Source organism: Amycolatopsis albidoflavus (assembly GCF_039525725.1).
GTDB lineage: Bacteria > Actinomycetota > Actinomycetes > Mycobacteriales > Pseudonocardiaceae > Amycolatopsis > Amycolatopsis albidoflava.
Map to the genome: position 1 here is coordinate 109536 of NZ_BAAAHV010000015.1, position 19265 is coordinate 128800.

Genomic DNA, 19265 nt, shown 5'->3' on the forward strand with positions numbered 1-19265 from the left:
GGACTTACTGGCGGCGGAAGGTGAGAGCCGCCAGGGCAGCACCGGCGAGGGCGATCACGGCCGAGCCGATGAAGGCGACCGAGTAGCCGTTCGTCAGAGCCGCTGCGTCACCGAGCGCACCGGCGCCCGAAGCGGCCGCCAGGGCGGTCATCACGGCCAGTCCCAGCGCCGAGCCCACCTGGTAGCCGGTGTTCACGATCCCCGACGCGAGCCCGCCTTCTTCCGGCCGGGCCGACGAAATCGCCGTGCTGAGCGACGGGATGAACGCCAGCGACATCCCCAGCGCCGCCACGAGCGAGGCGGGCAGGACGTCCACCCAGAAGTTGCCGTCCGCCCGCACCAGCGCCAGCCAGCCCAGCCCGGCCGCCAGCAACAGGAGTCCGGCGACGATCGGCGGCTTCGGGCCGAACCGGCCGATCACCCGCGGGGCCAAGGCGATCATGCCCAGCATGATCAGCGCGGTCATCGGCAGCAGCGCCGCACCCGCCGGGAAGGCGCGGAAGCCGAGCACCTGCTGCAGGTAGAGGTTCAGGAAGAACCACATCGGAATCCACGCCGCGCCAAGGAAAACCTGCGCCAGGTTCGCCGCGCCGAGCCGCGGTGCCCGGAAGATCGACAGCCGCATCAGCGGAGTGCGGGCTTTCGCCTGCCGGACCACGAAACCGGCCAGCAGCACGAGACCGGCGCCGAGCGCGATCCAGGTTTCCGCGGCCGCCCAGCCCGCTTCCGGAGCACGGACGATCCCGTACACCAGCGTGCCCAGTCCAAAAGTGACAGTGAGCGCGCCGATGATGTCAACGGTGCCCCGGGTTCCGGTCGCTCCCCCGGGCAGGACGGCGCGAGTGGCGAACAGTGCGAGAACGGCGATGGGCACGTTGAGGTAGAACACCCACGGCCACGACAGGTACTCCGTGATCACCCCGCCGAGGAACACTCCAGCGGTACCACCGGCCGGAGCCGCCGCGCCATACAGCGCAAGGGCTTTCGTGAGTTCCTTCGGGTTGCTGCCGAAGAGCATCATCAGCAACGTCAGCGCGGACGGGGCGATGAGCGCGGCTCCAGCGCCCTGCACGATCCGCCCGGCGAGTTCGACCGGAACGTTCCCGGCGGCTCCGGCGAGCACCGAACCAGCCAGCAGAATCGCCCATCCGGCGGCGAAAAGCTTTCTGGCGCCGAACAAATCCGACAGTCGTCCGCCGAGCAGCAGCAGGCCGCCAAAGGCGATTACGTAAGCGTTGAAGACCCAGGACAGCGTGCTGGGCGTGAATCCGAGGGCGTCCCGCATGCGCGGCAGCGCGACTCCGATGATCGAGGTATCCATGATCACCATGAACTGGGCCAGGGCGATCAGTCCGAGCGCCCACCAGCGGAGCGTGTTCGGCCGGGTTTCTTGTGCGGTAGTCATTTCTCTTTCCCTTCAAGGTGAACGGCAGCACGGCATGCGGGCGGCTGCTCAGGCGGCGTCGAGAACGAAGGCGGCGGTGCGCACGACGCCCTCGGCCTGGAAGTCCAGGTACAGCAGGTACCGGCCGGTCGTCGGAGCCTCGGCGTGGAAGCGGATCTCCGGTCCGGGCTGCCCGTCGTCGAGTGCGTGGATGTGCAGGTAGGCGAGGTCGCCCTGGCGTAGCGCGACCAGGTGGCCGAACGAACCCAGGTACGGCTCCAAGTCGGTGACCGGCTGTCCGTCGCGGGTCACGCGGGCGGTCAGCATCGTTCCGGCGCCGGCCGCGAGCGTGCCGTCGAGGGTCACTTCGTAGCCGTCGACGACGCTGGTAGCGACCGGTTCCGCAGCCTGCGGCTGGTAGTCACCCGCGACCTCGACCGTCCGCGACAGCGTGACGCTCTCGCCACCCGCCGGAGTCAGGTCGGTGAAGACGCGGTAAGTGCCTGCCGCTGCCCAAGTCCACGGGATCGCCCAGACACCGGTTTCCGGGTCGAGCACCGGATGGCGGTGCCGGAAATGCGCGCCGTCGTTGCGAACCACGATCAGGTGTAACTGCTTGCCGTGCGCCTCCTCGTATTTGGTTACCGGTTGCCCGTCGGCGGTGGCGACGGTGAACGAAAGCTCGCCGGCCTCCCCCGCCATTGCCGGGGCGTGCACCACGCCGAGCTGGACTTCACCGGTCGAAAGTGCGGTGCCGTTGACGTTCATCGGGTTCTCCTTCGTTCGCTGGCGACGGGATCGAACTTATACCCCCTAGGGGTATTTGGAAGTGTGTCCTGGGTCTCCTTTCGGGCGACGTCGGCTCTTGTCTCGCGCTGAGCCCGGCGTTACGCTTCGTCAACGGCGGTGTGCCCGCACCGCCCGTTCCGTTCGCTCTCGAGGAGGTGCGCGATGCTTCTGACCTCCGGTCAGCTCGCCGACCTCCGTCAGCGCACGCGCCAGTCCGCTTGGAACAAGGGGCGCGTCGCGCACGGCTGGCCAACGCGCCGCTGAGCGGTCTCCCCGCTCGGCACGCGCTCGCGCACAGGCAAGAGCCCCGGTGCCGCGAACTCCCCCACCGTCCCCTGACCTGCGCCGACGCGGCGCGTCGGCGGCCGTGGCCCCAGCCGAGAAAAGACGAGAGGAACTCCGATGGTCGACCCCGAGGTGACCGTCAACGGGAAACGCACCGCGATCGGCGCCGTTCCCGTGCACACCACGGCGCTGGACTGGCTCCGCGGACAGGGCCTGACCAGCTGCAAGGAGGGCTGCGCCGAAGGCGAATGCGGCGCGTGCGCGATCCTGGTCGCGCGGCCCGGCGTCGAATCCCCGACGGATCTGGTCGCGATCAACGCGTGTCTCGCCCCGGTCGGTTCGCTGGACGGGCAGGAGGTGTGGACGGCCGAGGGTCTCGGGTCCACAGAGGACTTGCACCCGGTGCAGCACGAAATGGCCGTGCGCGGCGGATCCCAGTGCGGGTACTGCACTCCTGGGTTCGTCTGCAGCATGGCCGCCGAGTACTACCGCGGCGACCGCGACGCGGCCGGCGACGACCACGCGCCGAACGGTTTCGACATCCACGCGCTGAGCGGGAACCTCTGCCGCTGCACCGGATACCGGCCGATCCGCGACGCCGCGCACGCACTCGGCGCTCCCCCGGCGTCGGATCCGCTGGCGCAGCGGCGGGCCTGCAGCGCGCCGGAACCCGTTGCGACCCAACTGCACGGCGATGGACGGGACTACCTCCGACCGGCCACCTGGACCGAAGCGCTGCAGCTGCGCCACGACCGTCCTAACGCGACTTTCGTGGCCGGGTCGACGGACTGGGGCGTCGAGGTGAACATCCGCGGCGTCCGGGCGGACTGCGTCGTCGCCATCGATCGCGTGCCTGAGCTGCAGATGCTGGACATCGGCGCGGAGACGATCGAAATCGGGGCCGGGCTGAGCCTCACCGAAATGGACCGCCGCCTCGACGGCCGGGTTCCGTTGCTGAGCCAGCTGATCCCGCAGTTCGCGTCCCGGCTGATCCGGAATGCCGCGACCCTCGGCGGAAACCTCGGCACCGGTTCGCCGATCGGCGACTCCGCCCCGGTTCTGCTCGCTCTCGGCGCGAGTGTCGTGCTGTCCTCTGTAGACGGAGACCGCGAAGTGCTGCTCGACGAGTACTTCACCGGTTACCGGCAGAGCGTCCGGCGTGACGACGAGCTGATCCGGTCCGTGCGGATTCCCTTGCCGCTGGCCGGAACCACCGCGTTCCACAAGGTCGCCAAACGACGGTTCGACGACATTTCCAGCGTCGCCGTCGCGTTCGCGCTCGACATCGAAGACGGTCTCGTGCGCACCGCGCAGATCGGGCTCGGCGGAGTCGCCGCGACGCCGATCCGCGCTCAAGACACCGAAGCGGCGCTCGTCGGACAGTCCTGGAACGAGGAAACCGTCCGCGCCGCGGCGGAAATCCTGCGCGGCGAGGGCACGCCGATGGACGACCACCGCGCGAGCGCTGCCTACCGCGCCGCGACTTTGGGCCGCAGCCTGCTGAAACTGCACGCCGACTCTCTTGAGGGGGCACGAGCATGAGCGCCTTGTCCGAACGCCCGGAAAGCCCGTCCATCGGGATCGCCCGGCCGCACGAAGCCGCCGCGGCGCACGTCCGGGGCACCGCGCTGTACACCGACGACCTCGTCGCCCGCACCAAAGACGTGCTGCACGCATACCCCGTACAGGTAAACGAGGCGCACGCGAAGGTGCTCGCGATCCGCACCGAATCAGCCGAAGCCGTGCCGGGTGTGGTCCGCGTCCTCACTGCGGCGGATGTCCCTGGGGTCAACGATTCCGGCGTGCACCACGACGAACCGCTGTTCCCGTCCGAGGTCATGTTCTTCGGCCACGCGGTGGCCTGGGTGCTCGGCGAAACGCTGGAAGCGGCGCGGCTGGGCGCGGCGGCCGTCGAGGTGGACACCGAAGCCCTGCCGTCGCTGGTGACCGTCGGCGAGGCGATCGCCGCGGGCAGTTTCCAAGGAGAGCCGCGAGTGGTGGCGCGCGGCGACGTCGACCCGGCGATGGCCGGTTCGGCGCACGTTTTCCGCGGCGAATTCGACTTCGCCGGCCAGGAGCACTTCTACCTGGAAACCCAGTGCGCGCTGGCGCACGTGGACGAGTCCGACCAGATTTTCGTGCAGAGCAGCACGCAGCATCCGTCGGAAACGCAGGACATCGTGGCGCACGTGCTGGGCAAGCACAGCCACGAGGTCACCGTGCAGAGCCTGCGGATGGGCGGCGGGTTCGGCGGCAAGGAATGGCAGCCGCACGGATACGCCGCGGTGGCCGCGCTCGGCGCGACGCTCACCGGGCGTCCGGTACGGCTGCGGCTGACCCGCACCCAGGACATGACGATGACCGGCAAACGGCACGGTTTCCACGCCGAATGGAGCGTCGGCTTCGACTCCGACGGCAAACTGCAGGCGCTGGACGTCGTGCTGACCGCGGACGGCGGCTGGAGCCTCGACCTGTCCGAACCGGTGCTGGCCCGCGCGCTGTGCCACGTCGACAACGCGTACTGGATTCCGCACGTCCGCGCGATGGGCCGGATCGCGAAGACGAACAAGACGTCGCAGACCGCCTTCCGCGGCTTCGGCGGGCCGCAGGGCATGCTGGTGATCGAGGACATCCTCGGCCGCTGCGCGCCGATGCTCGGCATCGACCCGACTGAGCTGCGGCGGCGCAACTTCTACTCCGAAGGCCAGGACACGCCGTACGGGATGCCGGTGCGGCACCCGGAACGCATCCACCGGATCTGGCAGCAACTGCTCGACTCGGGCGACGCGGAACGCCGGCAAGCCGAGATCGCGGCGTACAACGCGAAGCATCCGCATTCCAAGCGCGGCCTCGCGATCACGCCGGTGAAGTTCGGGATCTCCTTCAACCTCACCGCGTTCAACCAGGCCGGTGCGCTGGTGCACGTGTACAAGGACGGTTCGGTCCTGATCAACCACGGCGGCACCGAAATGGGCCAGGGCCTGCACACGAAGATGCTGCAGGTGGCCGCGACCGCGCTGGGCGTGCCGCCGGAGAAGGTGCGGCTTGCCCCGACCCGGACGGACAAGGTGCCGAACACCTCGGCCACCGCGGCGAGTTCGGGCGCGGACCTCAACGGCGGCGCGGTCAAGAACGCCTGCGAGCAGATCCGCGACCGGCTTCTCCCCGTCGCGGCGGGCAAGCTCGGCGTTCCGGAGAGCGACGTGCGGATCGTCCGCGGCGCCGCGCGCACCCCGTCCGGCGAGGAACTCGGCTGGGACGAGCTCGTGCACGCGGCCTACTTCGACCGGGTGCACCTGTCCGCCGCCGGGTACTACCGGACCGAGGGCCTGAGCTGGGATTCCGCCACGATGAGCGGAACCCCGTTCAAGTATTTCGCCTACGGCGCGGCGCTGGCCGAGGTCGAGGTGGACGACTTCACCGGCGCGTACCGGACGCGGCGGGTCGACATCGTGCACGACGTCGGCGACAGCCTGTCCCCGCTGATCGACATCGGCCAGATCGAGGGCGGATTCGTGCAGGGCATGGGCTGGCTGACGTTGGAAGACCTGCGCTGGGACGAGTCCGACCGGCCGTCGCGCGGACGGCTCGCGACCCAGGCGGCGAGCACGTACAAGCTGCCGAGCTTGTCGGAGATGCCGGAGGTCTTCAACGTCACGCTGCTGACCGACGCCGCGGAAGAAGGCGCGGTCTACGGATCGAAGGCGGTCGGCGAACCGCCGTTGATGCTGGCCTTCGCGGTGCGGGAAGCGCTGCGGCAGGCGGTCGCCGCGTTCGGCGAGCCCGGGCACAGCGTCGACCTGGCTTCCCCGGCGACGCCGGAGGCCGTGTTCTGGGCGATCGACCGCGCCGTCACCGCCGCTCCGGTGGTCGAGGCGCAGGTACCGGATCTGGTGGGCCAGGCATGAACTGGATCAGCGCGGTGCAGCGCCTGCGGGACGCAGGGTTGCCGGGCGTGCTCGTCACGGTGACGTCCTCGCGCGGGCACACCCCGCGCGAGGGCGGCGCGAAAATGGTGGTCGGCCCTTCGGAAACCCACGGCACGATCGGCGGCGGCAACGCCGAGGCAGTCGCGATCGAGCGGGCCCGGGAACTGTTGCGGGACAACGCGACCGCGCCGGAGCTGCAGACGCTTTCGTTGTCCGACAAGGCTCCTTACCAGCACGGCGTGCAATGCTGCGGAGGGACGATGACGCTGCTGTTCGAGCCGCTGCCGGTGCGTCCGGCGGTGGCGGTCTTCGGGGTCGGGCACGTCGGCCTGGAGCTGGCGCGGGTGCTCGCCCGGCACGAGGTCTCGCTGCATCTGATCGACAGCCGGCCGGCGCAGCTGACCGCGGAACGGCTGGCCGTGCTCGACGACGCCGTGGCGAGCGTGCACGTCCACCAGGTCCCGCTGCTGCCGGAAACGGTGCTGTCGGAGCTGCCCGCGGGCACGCACGTGCTGATCATGACGCACGACCACGCCGAGGACATCGCGCTGTGCGACGCGGCTTTGCGCAGCGGGACCTGCGGGTCGATCGGGCTGATCGGGTCCGCCGGGAAGTGGTCGCGGTTCCGGAAGCGCCTGACCGACCTCGGCCACGACGAGGCGGCGCTGTCCCGGATCACGACGCCGATCGGCCTTCCGGACCTGACCGGCAAGGAACCGGCGGTGATCGCGGTGAGTGTCGCGGCGGCGCTGCTGCAGAAATTCCAGGCGCGCGTCCGGCCGGGAGCGCTTCAGGCGTAAATCGCTTGCCTGCCCCCGGGAGTGCGGCTGGGATACGGTGTGAGACACCGTCAGCTCCCGGGGGACTTCTGCGATGGAAATTCGGCACGACAACGACTACGACCTGTACTTCAGCACCGTCCAAGCCGCGTTCGGGCGTTATTGGCCGGAGTCGGCGGGCAGCGGCGTCCTTGGCGCTTACGAGAAGGAACGGAGCCTGGTCGCCTTCGCGCCGGACGGGAAGCCGGTCGGCACCACCGGCGCGTACTCCTTCGACCTCACGCTGCCTGGCGACGTCCTCGTCCCCGCTGCCGGCGTGACCGCCGTCGGCGTGCTGCCGACGCACCGGCGGCGAGGCGTGCTCCGCGCGATGATGCAGGAACAGCTCGCCGACGTGCGTGCCCGTGGCGAATTCCTGTCCGTCCTGCTCTGCAGCGAAGCGGTGATCTACCGGCGGTTCGGCTACGGACCGGCGACCTACACCGAGCAGGTGACCATCCAGCGGCATCTCACCGATTTCGCCGCGCCGCGCGGGGCCGGCATCGAGACCGGGTCGGTCGAGGTGCTGCGGCGGGTCGACTGCGGGGAGCTTCTGGAGGAGATCTACGACCGCTACCGCCGCACGCAGCCTGGTGCGCTCTCCCGGCCGCATCGCTGGTGGGCGCTGGGCGCGGGACACCCGCCGACCGGACCGGAGCCGCGCTACCTCGCGGTGCACCGGGACACCGGCGGCGTGGCGAACGGGTACGCGAGCTATCTGGTCACCGACGGCACCCTGACGGTCGACGAGGTCATCGCGGCCGACGACGCGGCGTTCACCGCGCTCACGCAGTTCCTGCTCGGGCACGACCTGGTCAAGCAGATCGACTTCAAGCACCTCCCGCCGGGAAACCCGCTGCGCTGGCAGCTCGCGGACCTGCGCGCAGCCGAGCCGACTGAGACGGACTGGCTGTGGGTGCGGATCCTGGACGTCCCCCGCGCCCTGACCGCGCGCGGCTGGTTCACCGACGGTTCGCTGGTCCTGGACGTGACCGACCCGTTCCTGGACCAGGACGGCCGGTATCTGCTGACAGTGCGGGACGGAAAGGCGGAGTGCGCGCGGACGGACCTCGCGCCGGATCTGTCGCTGGACGTGAGCGATCTGGGGTCGATCTACCTCGGCGGGACATTGCCGAGCGTGCTGGTCCGGGCCGGGCATGTCCGGGCGCATCACGGAGAAGCGGCCGGACTCGCGGACGCGCTGTTCCGGTCCGATCGTGCGCCGCACTGCGTGCACTGGTTCTAAGCCAGCACCTCAGCCGCCAACCGACGGGCATAGGCGGCGTCGAGACCGTCCGGACGGAACAGGATCCGGTACATGATCGGCGCCACCACCCGGTCCATCACCGCCTCCGCCGACGGGGCTGCTTCACCTCGGGCCGCAGCCCTGGCCAGGACTGCTTCGACCTGGTCAGCGGCGTAGGCCGAGCACTGTCCGGCGTTGCTCCCGTCCGGGTCGCCGAGCAGCGCGTCGCGGATGTAGGCGCGGCCCGCGGGCGAGGACATCTCGTCCAGGAACAGTTCGGTCCACGCCGTCAAATCCTCGGCCAGCGAACCGTGATCTTCGGGCGGTGCTTCCGGGCGCAGCCGCTCGACCGCGACGTCCGACAGGAGTTCCTGCAGGTCGCCCCACCGCCGGTAGACCGTCGACGGCGTGACGCCCGCGCGCGCGGCGACCTGGGGCACGGTCAGCGCGTCCCGGCCCGCTTCGGCGATCAGGTCGCGGACGGCGGCGTGCACCGATTCCTGGACTCGCGCACTGCGCCCGCCCGGACGCACCATCCGCTTCTGGCTCACCGTGTCACTGTAAGCCGCGTCTGTTCCAAGGCGTGGCCGGTCCGCAGCAGCACCGGTTCGCCGTGCGGTCGGGCGATCAGTTGCAGGCCGATCGGCATCCCGTCGGGGTCGTCGCCGATCGGGAGGGTCAACGCTGGTGCGCCGGTGATGTTCGCCGGGGCCGACAGCCGTACGTACGCATCCGAGACCGCTTCGACGGTGCCGTCGGACCACGTGACCGTCTCCTGTCCGGCTGGGACGGCGGTCATCGGGACGGTCGGCGCGGCGAGGACGTCGATCTGCTCGAACAGCCGCGTCCATTCCTCCCGCATGAGAGTGCGAGCGCGTTGGGCGCGCAGGTAGTCCCCCGCGCTCATCAGCTCGCCGGCTTCGAGCAGGACGCGGACGTCGGCGGCGTACTGGTCGGGCACGGTCCGCAGGCTCCGTTCGTGGTACGCCGTGGCTTCGGGGACCATCAAGCCCCAGTGCGTTGCCTGGAGGTAGCGGGTCATCGGGATTTCGACGTCGACCAACTCGGCACCGAGTCCGGCGAGGCAGTCGATGGCCTCGCGCACGGCGGCTTCCACCGCCGGGTCGATGTGGTCGAAGTAGTAGTTGCCGGGGATTCCGACGCGTAGGCCGGTCAGCTCCTCGCCAGCCGGGATCGGTTGTCCAATGAGGACGGACAGCACGAGCGCGGCGTCCTCGACGGTGCGGGTGATCGGGCCGACGTGGTCCAGTGACCAGGACAGCGACGTCACGCCGTTCCTGAGGATGAGTCCGTAGGTCGGTTTGAGGCCGACGACCCCGTTCAGCGCGGCCGGGACCCGGATCGAGCCGCCGGTGTCGGTGCCCAGCGCGAAGGTCGCGGCACCGGCGGCGACGGCTACTGCTGAACCGCCGCTGGATCCCCCGGCGACGCGGGACGGGTCGCGGGCGTTGTGCGTCTGCGGAGTCGTGAGACCGTAAGCGAATTCGTGCGTGTGGGTTTTGCCGAGGAGGACCGCTCCGGCCGCTTTGAGCTGGGCGGCGACGGTGCTGTCCTTCTCGGCGCGATGTCCGGCGCGGACCTGGGAGCTGGCGGTGGTCGCGGTTCCGGCGACGTCGATCAGGTCCTTCAGGCCCATCGGGATGCCGTGCAATGGACCGCGGATCTGGCCAAGTTCCGCCGCTTCGGCGCGGGCCCGCTCCGCGTCCACTGAGACATACGCGTGCAGCCTGGGTTCTACCTCGTCGATGCGGGTCAGGACATCCTCGACCAGCTCCGTTGGCGACACCCGCCGGTCGCGGATCGCGGCGGAGGCTTCGGTGAGGGTGAGGTCAGCCAGCGACACGGACGTCCTCCTCAGCGCGGTAGGCGGAAGCCGGTGCGGTGTCGCCGAAATCCAGCTCCCGCAGGACGGTCACCACGGAGTGGATGTGGTTCGCGACGGCGGCCACGCTGGCGTGCCGGGCCGCCTCGAGGGGCAATCCGGCGCGGGCGGCCAGGCGGGCGGCCTCGTCGGGGGCAAGTTCGGGCACAGGTGCTCCTAAAAGCTAAGTGTTTGCTTTAAGCGACGGTAGTCGGTAGCGTCGCTTAAAGCAAACATGTTGCGTTAAGGAGGACCTGTGACCTGGACCATCGGCGACGTCACCGTTCGCCGAATCGACGAGATCGAGCTGCCCGCCGCTACTGGCGCGTGGTTGCTTCCCGCCGCGACCGACGAGATCCGGCTGCACAGCCACAGTTTCGCGTTCGAGAAGGACGGGATGAAGATCCTCGTGGACACCGGCATCGGGAACGGGAAAACCCGCGCCAACCCGGCGTGGCACGACCTCGACACCGGCTACCTGGACGCGCTGACCGCCGCCGGATTCGCGCCGGACGACGTGGATCTGGTGCTGCTCACCCACCTGCACACCGACCACGTCGGATGGAACACCCGCGAGCAGGACGGCGAGTGGGTGCCGACGTTCGCCTCCGCCCGGTACGTCACTGCCCGCGCCGAGCGGGAGTTCTGGGCGGGCTACGAGATGGACGGACCGCGGCGGCAGATGTTCGAGGATTCCGTGCTGCCGGTGGAGCGTGCAGGGCTGCTGGACCTGGTCGACATCCCCGCCGAGGGCTTCGAAATCGTGTCCGGCGTGCGGTTGCTGCCGACGCCCGGCCACACCCCCGGGCACGTCTCGGTCGAACTGACCAGCTCCGGCGAAACCGCGCTGATCACCGGGGACGCGGTGCATCATCCGCTGCAGTTCGCGCACCCGGAGATCGGCGCTTCGGTGGACATCGATCCGGCGGAATCCGAGAAAACCCGCCGCCGTCTCCTGGCCGAGCTAGCCGATTCGGGCGCTCTCGTGCTGGGCACGCACTTCACCCCGCCCACCGGCGGCCGCCTGGTCTCCCACGGCTCCGGCTACCGGCTCGTGGAACGTCCGTGAAGGGCTCCTTGAGGGAATCTGATTCCCTCAAGGAGCCCTTCACGGACCTCAGGACAGGTGAGCGGGCAGGCCAGCGACGGCCTCGCTGATGGCGGCGTCGAAGGCGTCGGCGAGCGAGTCCGGCGTGATTTCGGTGCTGTATACGACGATCGACCGGCCCGGGTCGATCTCCAGCACGTCTACGGTGCCGAGATGGGCGGTGATGGGGAGATCGCCGCCGGTTACCCGGTACTGCAGCCGCCGTTGGGCTGGGTCGTGGGTGACGACGGCTTCTTCCAGGACTGAGCCGTCCCCTAGGACCACAGCGCGGTGCTGTGGATCGCCGGTCGAGGACTTCATCGACGGGAACCACTCGGCGACCGACGCGACGTCGCCGATCACCTGCCACACCGCGTCGGCAGGGGCGTCGATGAGGACGTGAGAGCGAAGGGCGGCCATCAGCTGTCCGAGAAGAGCTTGCCCGCCCGCGCCCAGTTCGCGGTGTCGACGTCGGTGAACACGATGCCGACCGATTCCGGGGCGCAGTTTCCGATCCGGCAGATCTCGCGGGTCAGCACCTCGGCCAGCTCGCGTTTCTGTTCGGTGGTGCGACCGGGGAACCAGTCGATCTGAACGTGCGGCATGAGAACTCCTTGTCAGCTCAGGGAATCAGCGGCCTGCTGAGTGCGGGCACGGTAGTCGCGGCGAATCGCGAGGGCTTCGTCCAGGTCGACTGCCACGAAACGGGTCTTGGTATTCGGCGCGGACTGCGCCACCAGGTCCAAGTCTCCACTGAGGACGGTCCCGACCATCATGTACCCGCCGCCGGAGACCGCGTCTCGGTGCAGGATGATCGGTTCGACACCGCCGGGGACCTGGATCGAGCCGATCGGATAAGGCGCGTCCACGATGTTCGACGGGTCCTGCCCGGCGCCGAACGGAGGCGTGCGCGGCTTCGTTTCCAATTGCGCGCCCTGGTAACGGAAACCGACGCGGTCGGCGACCGGCGTGAGCGTCCAGTTGGTGTCCAGGAATGTCGCGCGCCCCGCGTCGGTGAGCACGTGGTCGTAAAGTCCCATCACCACGCGGACTTCGATTTCCTTCGACAAAGCCGGGCGCAAGGATTCCGGCAGCGAACGCCCTGGAACACCAGCGCCGGTGCCGACCGGGATGACATCTCCGGCAACCAATGGAGCACCGCTGATACCGCCGAGTTTGCCCAATCCGTAGGTGGATCGGCTGCCCAGCACCAAGGGGACATCAATGCCGCCGCTGACCGCGATGTACGCGCGAGCACCGCGTTTGCAGAACCCGAACGTGAGCACGTCGCCCGCCTTCACCGCGAACGCTTCCCACAGCGGCCGTTCCTCGCCGTTGAGCTTCGGCGGAAGCTCGGCGCCGGTGATCGCGATGACCGTGTCCTCGGTGAAGCGCAGCTCCGGTCCCAGGTAGACACATTCAAGTGCCGCCTCGCCGGGATCGTTTCCCACCAGGCGATTCGCGACCGAGTACGAGTACTGGTCGAGCGCGCCCGAGGGCGGGATGCCTACGTCGTAATAACCGTTGCGGCCGGCGTCCTGGATCGTCGTGGCCAGCCCGGGCTGGCGGACCTCAATCGGCATCGAGCACCTCCATCAGTCCCGCGGTGAAGCCGTCCGGATCGTCGAGGTACTCGCGCAGCCCGAAGTCGACCGGACGCGAACGGATCCGGAACGTCCCGGCCTCGACCTCCTTGACGCAGTCGTCGTAGGCGTCCCGGTCGATCGGCTTGAACCGCACGATGTCGCCGGGCCGGAAGAACACCATGAAATCGCCGAAGTCCGGAAGTTCCTGCGCCGGATCGTAAATCGGCGCGGGCGTGATGCCGAACATCTGATACCCGCCCGCCCCGCGAACCGAGTAAATACAACTGAAACAGCCGCCGTATCCGACTGTCTGCTTAGGAGTGTCCGTGCGCGGTCGCAGGTATTTCGGCACGACGATCTGCCGTTCCCGAGGCACCATCTGGTACATGAACGGCAGGCCGGCGACGAAGCCGACCATCGAGACGAACCACGGCGCACCGCTGTGTGCCGCGATGAATTCGTCGGCCCCGGCGTAGCCGTTGATCCGCGCGGCGTACTCGATATCGGTGGCATCCGGGTCCTGGTGCCGATCGCGGAATCGAATCAGCGTTTCGGTAGTCCACGGATCCTGGTACAGCACCGGAATCTCGACCACACGGGTAGCAAGGCTGAAGTCCGCCGCGTCGCCGACCTTCTCCTCGATATCGCGCAAATGCGCCATCAGCGTGCGCGGTTCGATGACGTCCGGGTTGTACCGGACCTGGTAAGACGCGTTCGCCGGGCAGATCTCCACGACGCCGTCCGGCCGGTTCTCGCGCAGCGACGTGGTGATCGCCATCGCGCGGAAGTTGGCCTGCAGGCTCATTTCCTCGGCCAGTTCGACGAAAATGTGCTCGTCTCCGCCCCAGCTGTAGCGGCCGGGCGTCGTGCCACTCATGCGCTCGCCTCCGCTCGCCGGCCGAGCCATTCTTCGAGCGTCCCGGTGGTGAACGCGCCGTCGGCGAACCATTGCTGCCCAAGGAGTTCGATGAGCAGCGTCGTGGTGGTGGGAACGCCTTCGACGACCAATTCGGACAGTGCCCGCTTCGCCCGGCGCAACGCGGTCGTCCGGTCGTCGCCCCACACAACGACCTTGGCCACCAACGAGTCGTAGAACGGCGGCACCTGACTGCCCGGGGCGAGCCACGTGTCGGTACGGACCCACGGACCGCCCGGAAGCCGCACGTCGCCGATTTTACCGGGTCCAGGAAGGAAATTCCGGTCCGGATCCTCGGCGCACACCCGGAATTCAACGGCGTGACCGCGCTTGGTCACGTCCGATTGCCGGAACCGCAACGGTTCCCCGGCCGCGATCCGCAATTGCTCGGCGACCAGGTCGATCCCGGTGATCAGCTCGGTGACCGGATGCTCGACCTGGATCCGGGTGTTCATCTCGATGAAGAAGAACTCGCCGGTGTCGTCGTCCACGAGGAACTCGCACGTGCCCGCGCTGCGGTAGCCGACCTCTTTGCACAGCCGCACGGCCGCGGACGTCATCTCGGTCCGGATCCGCTCGTCGATGCCCGGCGACGGCGCTTCCTCGACCACCTTCTGCCGCCGTCGCTGCAAAGAACACTCGCGCTCGAAGACGTGCACCGTCTCCGAACCGTCGCCGAGCACCTGCACCTCGACGTGCCGCGCGGCCCGCACGAACCGCTCCAGATACATCTGCCCGTCGCCGAAAGCGCTCGCCGCCTCGCCGGAAGCCTGCGGGAACGCGACCTTCAACTCGGCCTCGTCGGCGACGACCCGGATACCCCGGCCGCCACCGCCCGCCGCGGCCTTGAGCATGATCGGATACCCGATCTCGTCCGCCGCCGCGACCGCTTCGGCCACATCGGACACTCCGCCGGGCGTCCCGGGCACCGTCGGCACTCCGGCCGCCTGCGCGACTTGCCGCGCGCGGACCTTGTCCCCCATCTGCTCGATGACCGAGGCATCCGGGCCGACGAACGTCAGCCCCGCGTCCGCCACCGCGGCGGCGAACGACGCGCGCTCGGAAAGGAATCCGTAGCCCGGGTGCACCGCGTCCGCGCCGCTCTCCTTTGCCGCGGCGAGGATCGCGTCCGCCACCAGATAGCTCTTCGTCGCCGGGGCCGGGCCGATCGGGACGACCTGGTCGGCGAGCAGCGCGTGCGTGGCGCTGCGGTCCGCCTCGCTGACGACCGCGACCGTCTCGATCCCGAGGTCGTTGGCCGCGCGGATGATCCGGACCGCGATCTCGCCGCGATTGGCGATCAGCAACCGTTTCATGCGTCCACCTCGAGCACCACGAGCGACTGGCCCGCGTCCACGACCGCCTCGGGCTCGGCGGCGAACTCCACGACGGTCCCGGCCGTGCCGGCGGGCACCGGGTAGAAGGACTTCATCACCTCGACCAGCCCGACCGTGTCGTCCGCGCCGACTTTCTGGCCGGGCTTCACGAAATCCGGGCTGTCCGGATCGGGCTTGCGGTAGAAGACCCCGGGAATGGGCGAAACCACTTCGAGACGGGACATCAGCGTCACCTCGCGCTCGGTTCGGCAGGAACAGTCAGTTGAAATCAGGTCAGGTACGGAGTCAAGGCGTCGTGCACGCTTTTCGCCAGATCCACCGCGCCAGGAGTGTCGGAGTGCACGCAGATGCAGTCCGCGCGCATCGGGATATCCTGACCGTCCACAGAGGTCGCGAGCCCCTCGGTCACCGCGCGCACGGACCGTTCGGCGGCGATCGCCGGATCGTAAGCGACGTGCTCGCGGGTGATGATGAGCGAACCGTCGGCGCGGTAGTCCAGGTCGGTGTAGTACTCGGCGATGAAGCCCTGGCTGCGCTTGCCCCACACCTTTTCGTGCATGGTGTTGGCCATGCCCATCAGCGGCGCGTCGAAGACGTCGGCCGCCTCGGCGATCGCCCGCGCGACCGTCTCGTCCCGCGAGGCCAGGCCGTACAGCGCGCCGTGCGGTTTGATGTGGTTGAGCGGCATGCCGTGCTCGGCCAGGAATCCGGTCAGCGCGCCGACCTGGTACACGACCGCGGCGGTGAGTTCCTCGGGTTCCATCTTCAGTTCCCGCCTGCCGAACCCGTCGCGGTCCGGGAACGACGGGTGGGCGCCCACCTTCACCGAATGCTCGTGCGCCAGCGCGACTGTCCGCCGCATGACGACCGGGTCGGCGGCGTGGAAACCGCAGGCGACATTCGCGACCGTGATGTAGGGCATGATGCCCTCGTCGTCGCCGCAGCGATAGATGCTGTAGGCCTCGCCCATGTCGCAGTTGATGGCAACCATGAGTGCTTTTCCTTGTCTTTCAGGCGGTCTTTCAGGCAGTCTTTCGGGAGGTCTTCCGGGAGATCTGTCAGGAATGCGCGATCTTCGGGGTGTCCCCGTCGGGGTCGATGTAGACGTCGTCGCCCTCGAGCCGCACCGGGTACCGCGCGAGTCGCGCGTGGCCGGGGTTGATGCCCTGGCAGGTGGTGAGGTCGAACGTCCACAGGTGGCTTTTGCACATGAGGGTCTTCTTGTCCAGCTCGCCCTCGACCAGTTCGACCTGCTGGTGCGGGCAGATCGCCTGGGTCGCGACGACGTCGCCGCCGTCGAGGTGGGCGATCAGCACCTCCTTGCCCCCCACCTCGAACGACTCCATGTCGCCTTCCCAGACGTCGTCGAGGCTGCACACCCGCACGTAACCCATGCGGAAGCTCCTTTCTCAGCTGAACCGGTCGAAATGGAGCCGGTCGGCGGCGAGCCCGCCGTCCAGCACCAGCGCGCGGGCGAGCGCGTCGGTCATCGCGGGCGGCCCGGCGGCGTAGTAGGTGAAGTCCGTCAGCGTCTCGCCCAGCTTCGCGACCACGGCCTCGTGCACAAACCCTTGGTGCGATTCGGAATCCGCGCTGTCCGGTTCGGACACTGCAGTGTGGACATGGAGTGCGCGCAACCGGCGTTGCGCCATCGCCATCGCTTCCGGAATGTGCAAATCGCGCGGCGCACGGCCGCCGCAGAACAAATGGACGGTGCGCTCACCGGCGTCGGCCTGCGCGGCCGCGCCGAGCACGACGCTCGCCATCGCGCCGAGCCCGGAACCTCCTGCGACACAAACGATGTCACGGTCGTCGCCAGCGCGGTAGTACGCCTGCCCGTACGGGCCGTCCAGTTCGATCGTCTCGCCGAGGTCTAGCCCGTCGAACAGGATCGACGTCGCTTTCCCGCCTGGCGACCGCTTGACGACGAATTTCCATTCCCGCTGGCAGTTGCCGAGATTGCTCATCGAGTACGCGCGTTCGATGCCGCTGGGGAACCCGAGCATCGCGTACTGGCCGGCGCTGAACGCGGCGTGCTTTTCCGCGGTGAACACGAATTCGGCCATGTCGTGGGTGAGCCGGTGCACGTCGCGCAGCTGGGCGCGCTGCCGGATCGGCAGGTGCGGCGCGGGTTCCGGCACCGAACTCAGGTCGACCACGCAGTCGCTCACCGGTTCGCTCTGGCACGCCAGCCTGCGGCCCTTGCGCCGATCGCGGGCGCTGAGGCCGGGTGCGTCCGCCCAGCGCGTGCGGACGTCGCCCTCCAACAGTTCGTACCGGCAGCTTCCGCAGGCTCCGCTGTTGCACTCGTAGCTGAGACCGACCCCCGCGCGGAGGGCGGCACGCAGCAGCGTGTCGCCCTCCGCGCAAGGAAAGCGAACGCCGGTCCCCCGCAGGAGGACTTGGTGTTCGGTCGTCATGGCCGGTTCAGCCTCCGATGCCGAGCTGCCGCTGGAACGCCCGGACCGCGCCGATCGCGTTCTCCGCCGCTTCGGCGTTTTCCGCGACCTCCGCGCCGTACGCCTCGATCGCGGCGACCGCGAGCGGCTGCCATTTCGCGACCCACTCGCGCAGCTGCGCGACGTTCGAGTCCACTTCGGACATCTGGGTGACCAGCGCTTCGGTCCAGCGGCGCGAACGCTCGCTGTCCCGCAACGCCGATTCGGCCAGCAGCGCGTGCAGCACGTCGCCGTGCCGCCGGGCGCTGACGCCGAGCTGGCGCAGCACGATCTCGTCGTAGGCCGGCTTGGCCACCACGTTGAGCGCGACGAACGCCTCGGCCCAGTCGAAAGTGGTCAGCTGGCGTTCCATCAGCTCGCGGAACCCTTGCCAGGCAGGAAGTTCCTCCCACAGCTCGCGTTCGCGCTCGCCGAACCCGGCGGTCGGATGCGCCTGCCGCAGCTCCGCGGTGCGGTAGGCCACATTGGACAGCCAGCGCAGCGAGTCCGCGGCCTGGAACGCCGCGCAGTTGGCGATCGTGCTGGCCGGGGCCATGTGCACGAGGTACGCGCTGGCCATCTGAATGGTGTGCAGCAGGTACCGGCTCGGCGTGTACAGCTGCGCCAGCATCGCGACCCACTCCGGCGAGAGGCCGCGGTCGTGGCCCTCGGCGTCGTGCTGGTCGAGCAGACCATCCACATAGGACTCTTGGCCGTCCTGAAGGATGTTGTACGTCCGGTACACCAGCTCGTCCGGGTCGCGGAAGGCGTTCCAGTCCGGGTGGGTGATCGGGCTCTGGTTGCGGTAGCGGCGGTAGAAATCCGCCATGAACCCGGTGTGCCCGACGTCCCACGGCTGCTCGGGGTCGCGGGTGTGCCAGAGCAGGTTGGTGGAGACGATCTCGTACTCGCTCGGCTTGCGCCGGCGGGCGGCGAGGTGCCCCCAGGTCTTGAGCGGCTTGAGCGGGGTGCTCACGACAGGGCCTCCTTGCGGGCAGCGGTGCCCAGGTAGAAGCGGAAGACGTCGCCGCCGGTCTCGATCCGCCCGACGAACGAGGGCATGATCAGCTCCAGCTCGGACATCTTGAACGGGCGGCCGAGCTCCTCGGCGATGGTCTCGCGGCGCAGGACGCATTCCCCGCCCTCGACCTCGACCCGCACGTACGAACCGCGGTCGCGGATGTCGACCCGGCAGCCCGGGTTGTCGGTCACGGCGGCGTCGGCGACAGCGCGCGCCACCTCGCCGACCTGGAGGACCGGGCCGACCGGGTCGGCGATGGGTTCAGTGGTGCTCATCCGGTCCTCCTCACTCGAAATAGACTTCGACGCATTCGGTCGGCCCGAGACCGGCCGCCGCGACGGTGCTGGCCCGCTCGAACGGCTGCGCGTCGCCCTGGCGGCGCACCCGAAGCGTCCGGCCGGGCTGGTCAGGCACGTGGATGCCGACCGAGTTCTCGGCCGCCGCGGCGGCGAGTTCGTCCATCGTGTGCTCGCTGTCCGCGGGGAGCAGTTTGAGCACGAAGTCGCCGTCGAAATGCACGGCGAGCGGAATGGTGGCCATCAGCGTT

At 69.0% G+C, this 19265-nt stretch carries 22 protein-coding genes; 5 read left to right on the plus strand and 17 right to left on the minus strand.

Annotation, left to right across the window (positions count from 1 at the left end):
- Nucleotides 1-4: 4 nt before the first annotated feature.
- A complete protein-coding gene (locus ABD156_RS25140) occupies nucleotides 5-1405 on the minus strand; it encodes an MFS transporter (RefSeq protein WP_344278431.1) in 1401 nt (466 codons plus the stop codon).
- Between the two features lie 48 nt (nucleotides 1406-1453).
- Nucleotides 1454-2152 carry a hypothetical protein gene (locus ABD156_RS25145; protein WP_344278434.1) on the minus strand — a complete coding sequence of 233 codons (699 nt, stop codon included), beginning with the start codon at nucleotides 2150-2152 and terminating at the stop codon, nucleotides 1454-1456.
- Nucleotides 2153-2575: 423 nt separating this feature from the next.
- Between ABD156_RS25145 and ABD156_RS25150 the strand changes: the two genes are divergently transcribed.
- From ABD156_RS25150 to ABD156_RS25165, 4 genes are all read left to right on the plus strand, one after another.
- Nucleotides 2576-4000, plus strand: coding sequence for a xanthine dehydrogenase small subunit (locus ABD156_RS25150; RefSeq protein WP_344278437.1), 1425 nt, complete (start codon nucleotides 2576-2578; stop codon nucleotides 3998-4000).
- Nucleotides 3997-6366, plus strand: coding sequence for a xanthine dehydrogenase molybdopterin binding subunit (gene xdhB, locus ABD156_RS25155; protein WP_344278440.1), 2370 nt, complete (start codon nucleotides 3997-3999; stop codon nucleotides 6364-6366). Before ABD156_RS25150 ends, xdhB begins: the two co-directional genes overlap by 4 nt.
- Complete coding sequence (xdhC, locus tag ABD156_RS25160) at nucleotides 6363-7187, plus strand: xanthine dehydrogenase accessory protein XdhC (protein WP_344278443.1); 825 nt, start codon at nucleotides 6363-6365, stop codon at nucleotides 7185-7187. Before xdhB ends, xdhC begins: the two co-directional genes overlap by 4 nt.
- 73 nt (nucleotides 7188-7260) lie before the next feature.
- The gene (locus ABD156_RS25165) at nucleotides 7261-8451 is read left to right on the plus strand and encodes a GNAT family N-acetyltransferase (RefSeq protein WP_344278446.1); all 1191 of its coding nucleotides are present in this window, start codon (nucleotides 7261-7263) and stop codon (nucleotides 8449-8451) included.
- Here ABD156_RS25165 and ABD156_RS25170 read toward each other — a convergent pair.
- From ABD156_RS25170 to ABD156_RS25180, 3 genes are read right to left on the minus strand one after another with little or no spacing between them, the layout of a single operon-like run.
- Nucleotides 8448-9002 (minus strand): TetR/AcrR family transcriptional regulator, encoded by a 555-nt coding sequence (locus ABD156_RS25170; protein WP_344278449.1) that lies wholly within the window; start codon nucleotides 9000-9002, stop codon nucleotides 8448-8450. The two genes, ABD156_RS25165 and ABD156_RS25170, sit on opposite strands and share 4 nt — an antisense overlap.
- The gene (locus tag ABD156_RS25175; RefSeq protein WP_344278452.1) at nucleotides 8999-10315 is read right to left on the minus strand and encodes an amidase; all 1317 of its coding nucleotides are present in this window, start codon (nucleotides 10313-10315) and stop codon (nucleotides 8999-9001) included. Before ABD156_RS25175 ends, ABD156_RS25170 begins: the two co-directional genes overlap by 4 nt.
- A complete protein-coding gene (locus tag ABD156_RS25180) occupies nucleotides 10302-10502 on the minus strand; it encodes a hypothetical protein (RefSeq protein ID WP_344278455.1) in 201 nt (66 codons plus the stop codon). Before ABD156_RS25180 ends, ABD156_RS25175 begins: the two co-directional genes overlap by 14 nt.
- 87 nt (nucleotides 10503-10589) lie before the next feature.
- Here ABD156_RS25180 and ABD156_RS25185 point away from each other — a divergent pair, with 87 nt between their 5' ends.
- Complete coding sequence (locus ABD156_RS25185; RefSeq protein ID WP_344278458.1) at nucleotides 10590-11402, plus strand: MBL fold metallo-hydrolase; 813 nt, start codon at nucleotides 10590-10592, stop codon at nucleotides 11400-11402.
- 48 nt (nucleotides 11403-11450) lie between these two features.
- On the opposite strand, the gene ABD156_RS25190 is transcribed toward ABD156_RS25185, so the two are convergent.
- The 12 genes from ABD156_RS25190 to ABD156_RS25245 form a co-directional block, all read right to left on the minus strand.
- Complete coding sequence (locus tag ABD156_RS25190; protein ID WP_344278461.1) at nucleotides 11451-11840, minus strand: SRPBCC family protein; 390 nt, start codon at nucleotides 11838-11840, stop codon at nucleotides 11451-11453.
- Nucleotides 11840-12025: a tautomerase family protein gene (locus ABD156_RS25195; protein WP_344278464.1), complete on the minus strand. Its 186-nt coding sequence runs from the start codon at nucleotides 12023-12025 to the stop codon at nucleotides 11840-11842. The genes ABD156_RS25190 and ABD156_RS25195 overlap by 1 nt, the downstream gene beginning before the upstream one ends.
- Before the next feature lie 12 nt (nucleotides 12026-12037).
- On the minus strand, nucleotides 12038-13003 hold the full coding sequence (locus tag ABD156_RS25200; RefSeq protein WP_344278467.1) for a 5-oxoprolinase subunit C family protein: 966 nt from the start codon (nucleotides 13001-13003) through the stop codon (nucleotides 12038-12040).
- On the minus strand, nucleotides 12993-13883 hold the full coding sequence (locus ABD156_RS25205) for a 5-oxoprolinase subunit B family protein (protein ID WP_344278470.1): 891 nt from the start codon (nucleotides 13881-13883) through the stop codon (nucleotides 12993-12995). The genes ABD156_RS25200 and ABD156_RS25205 overlap by 11 nt, the downstream gene beginning before the upstream one ends.
- Nucleotides 13880-15238, minus strand: a complete 1359-nt coding sequence (locus ABD156_RS25210; protein WP_344278473.1) for an acetyl-CoA carboxylase biotin carboxylase subunit — start codon at nucleotides 15236-15238, stop codon at nucleotides 13880-13882. Before ABD156_RS25210 ends, ABD156_RS25205 begins: the two co-directional genes overlap by 4 nt.
- Nucleotides 15235-15483 carry an acetyl-CoA carboxylase gene (locus ABD156_RS25215; RefSeq protein ID WP_344278475.1) on the minus strand — a complete coding sequence of 83 codons (249 nt, stop codon included), beginning with the start codon at nucleotides 15481-15483 and terminating at the stop codon, nucleotides 15235-15237. Before ABD156_RS25215 ends, ABD156_RS25210 begins: the two co-directional genes overlap by 4 nt.
- Nucleotides 15484-15527: 44 nt before the next feature.
- Nucleotides 15528-16250, minus strand: a complete 723-nt coding sequence (gene pxpA, locus ABD156_RS25220; protein ID WP_344278478.1) for a 5-oxoprolinase subunit PxpA — start codon at nucleotides 16248-16250, stop codon at nucleotides 15528-15530.
- A gap of 67 nt (nucleotides 16251-16317) precedes the next feature.
- Nucleotides 16318-16653, minus strand: a complete 336-nt coding sequence (locus tag ABD156_RS25225) for a monooxygenase system ferredoxin subunit (RefSeq protein WP_344278481.1) — start codon at nucleotides 16651-16653, stop codon at nucleotides 16318-16320.
- 15 nt (nucleotides 16654-16668) lie between these two features.
- Nucleotides 16669-17679: a 2Fe-2S iron-sulfur cluster-binding protein gene (locus ABD156_RS25230; RefSeq protein WP_344278484.1), complete on the minus strand. Its 1011-nt coding sequence runs from the start codon at nucleotides 17677-17679 to the stop codon at nucleotides 16669-16671.
- A 7-nt stretch (nucleotides 17680-17686) separates the two neighbouring features.
- Nucleotides 17687-18673, minus strand: coding sequence for a ferritin family protein (locus ABD156_RS25235; RefSeq protein ID WP_344278487.1), 987 nt, complete (start codon nucleotides 18671-18673; stop codon nucleotides 17687-17689).
- Nucleotides 18670-18993: an MmoB/DmpM family protein gene (locus ABD156_RS25240; RefSeq protein ID WP_344278489.1), complete on the minus strand. Its 324-nt coding sequence runs from the start codon at nucleotides 18991-18993 to the stop codon at nucleotides 18670-18672. Before ABD156_RS25240 ends, ABD156_RS25235 begins: the two co-directional genes overlap by 4 nt.
- 10 nt (nucleotides 18994-19003) lie before the next feature.
- Nucleotides 19004-19258: a toluene-4-monooxygenase system B family protein gene (locus ABD156_RS25245; RefSeq protein WP_344278492.1), complete on the minus strand. Its 255-nt coding sequence runs from the start codon at nucleotides 19256-19258 to the stop codon at nucleotides 19004-19006.
- Between the last annotated feature and the right edge of the window lie 7 nt (nucleotides 19259-19265).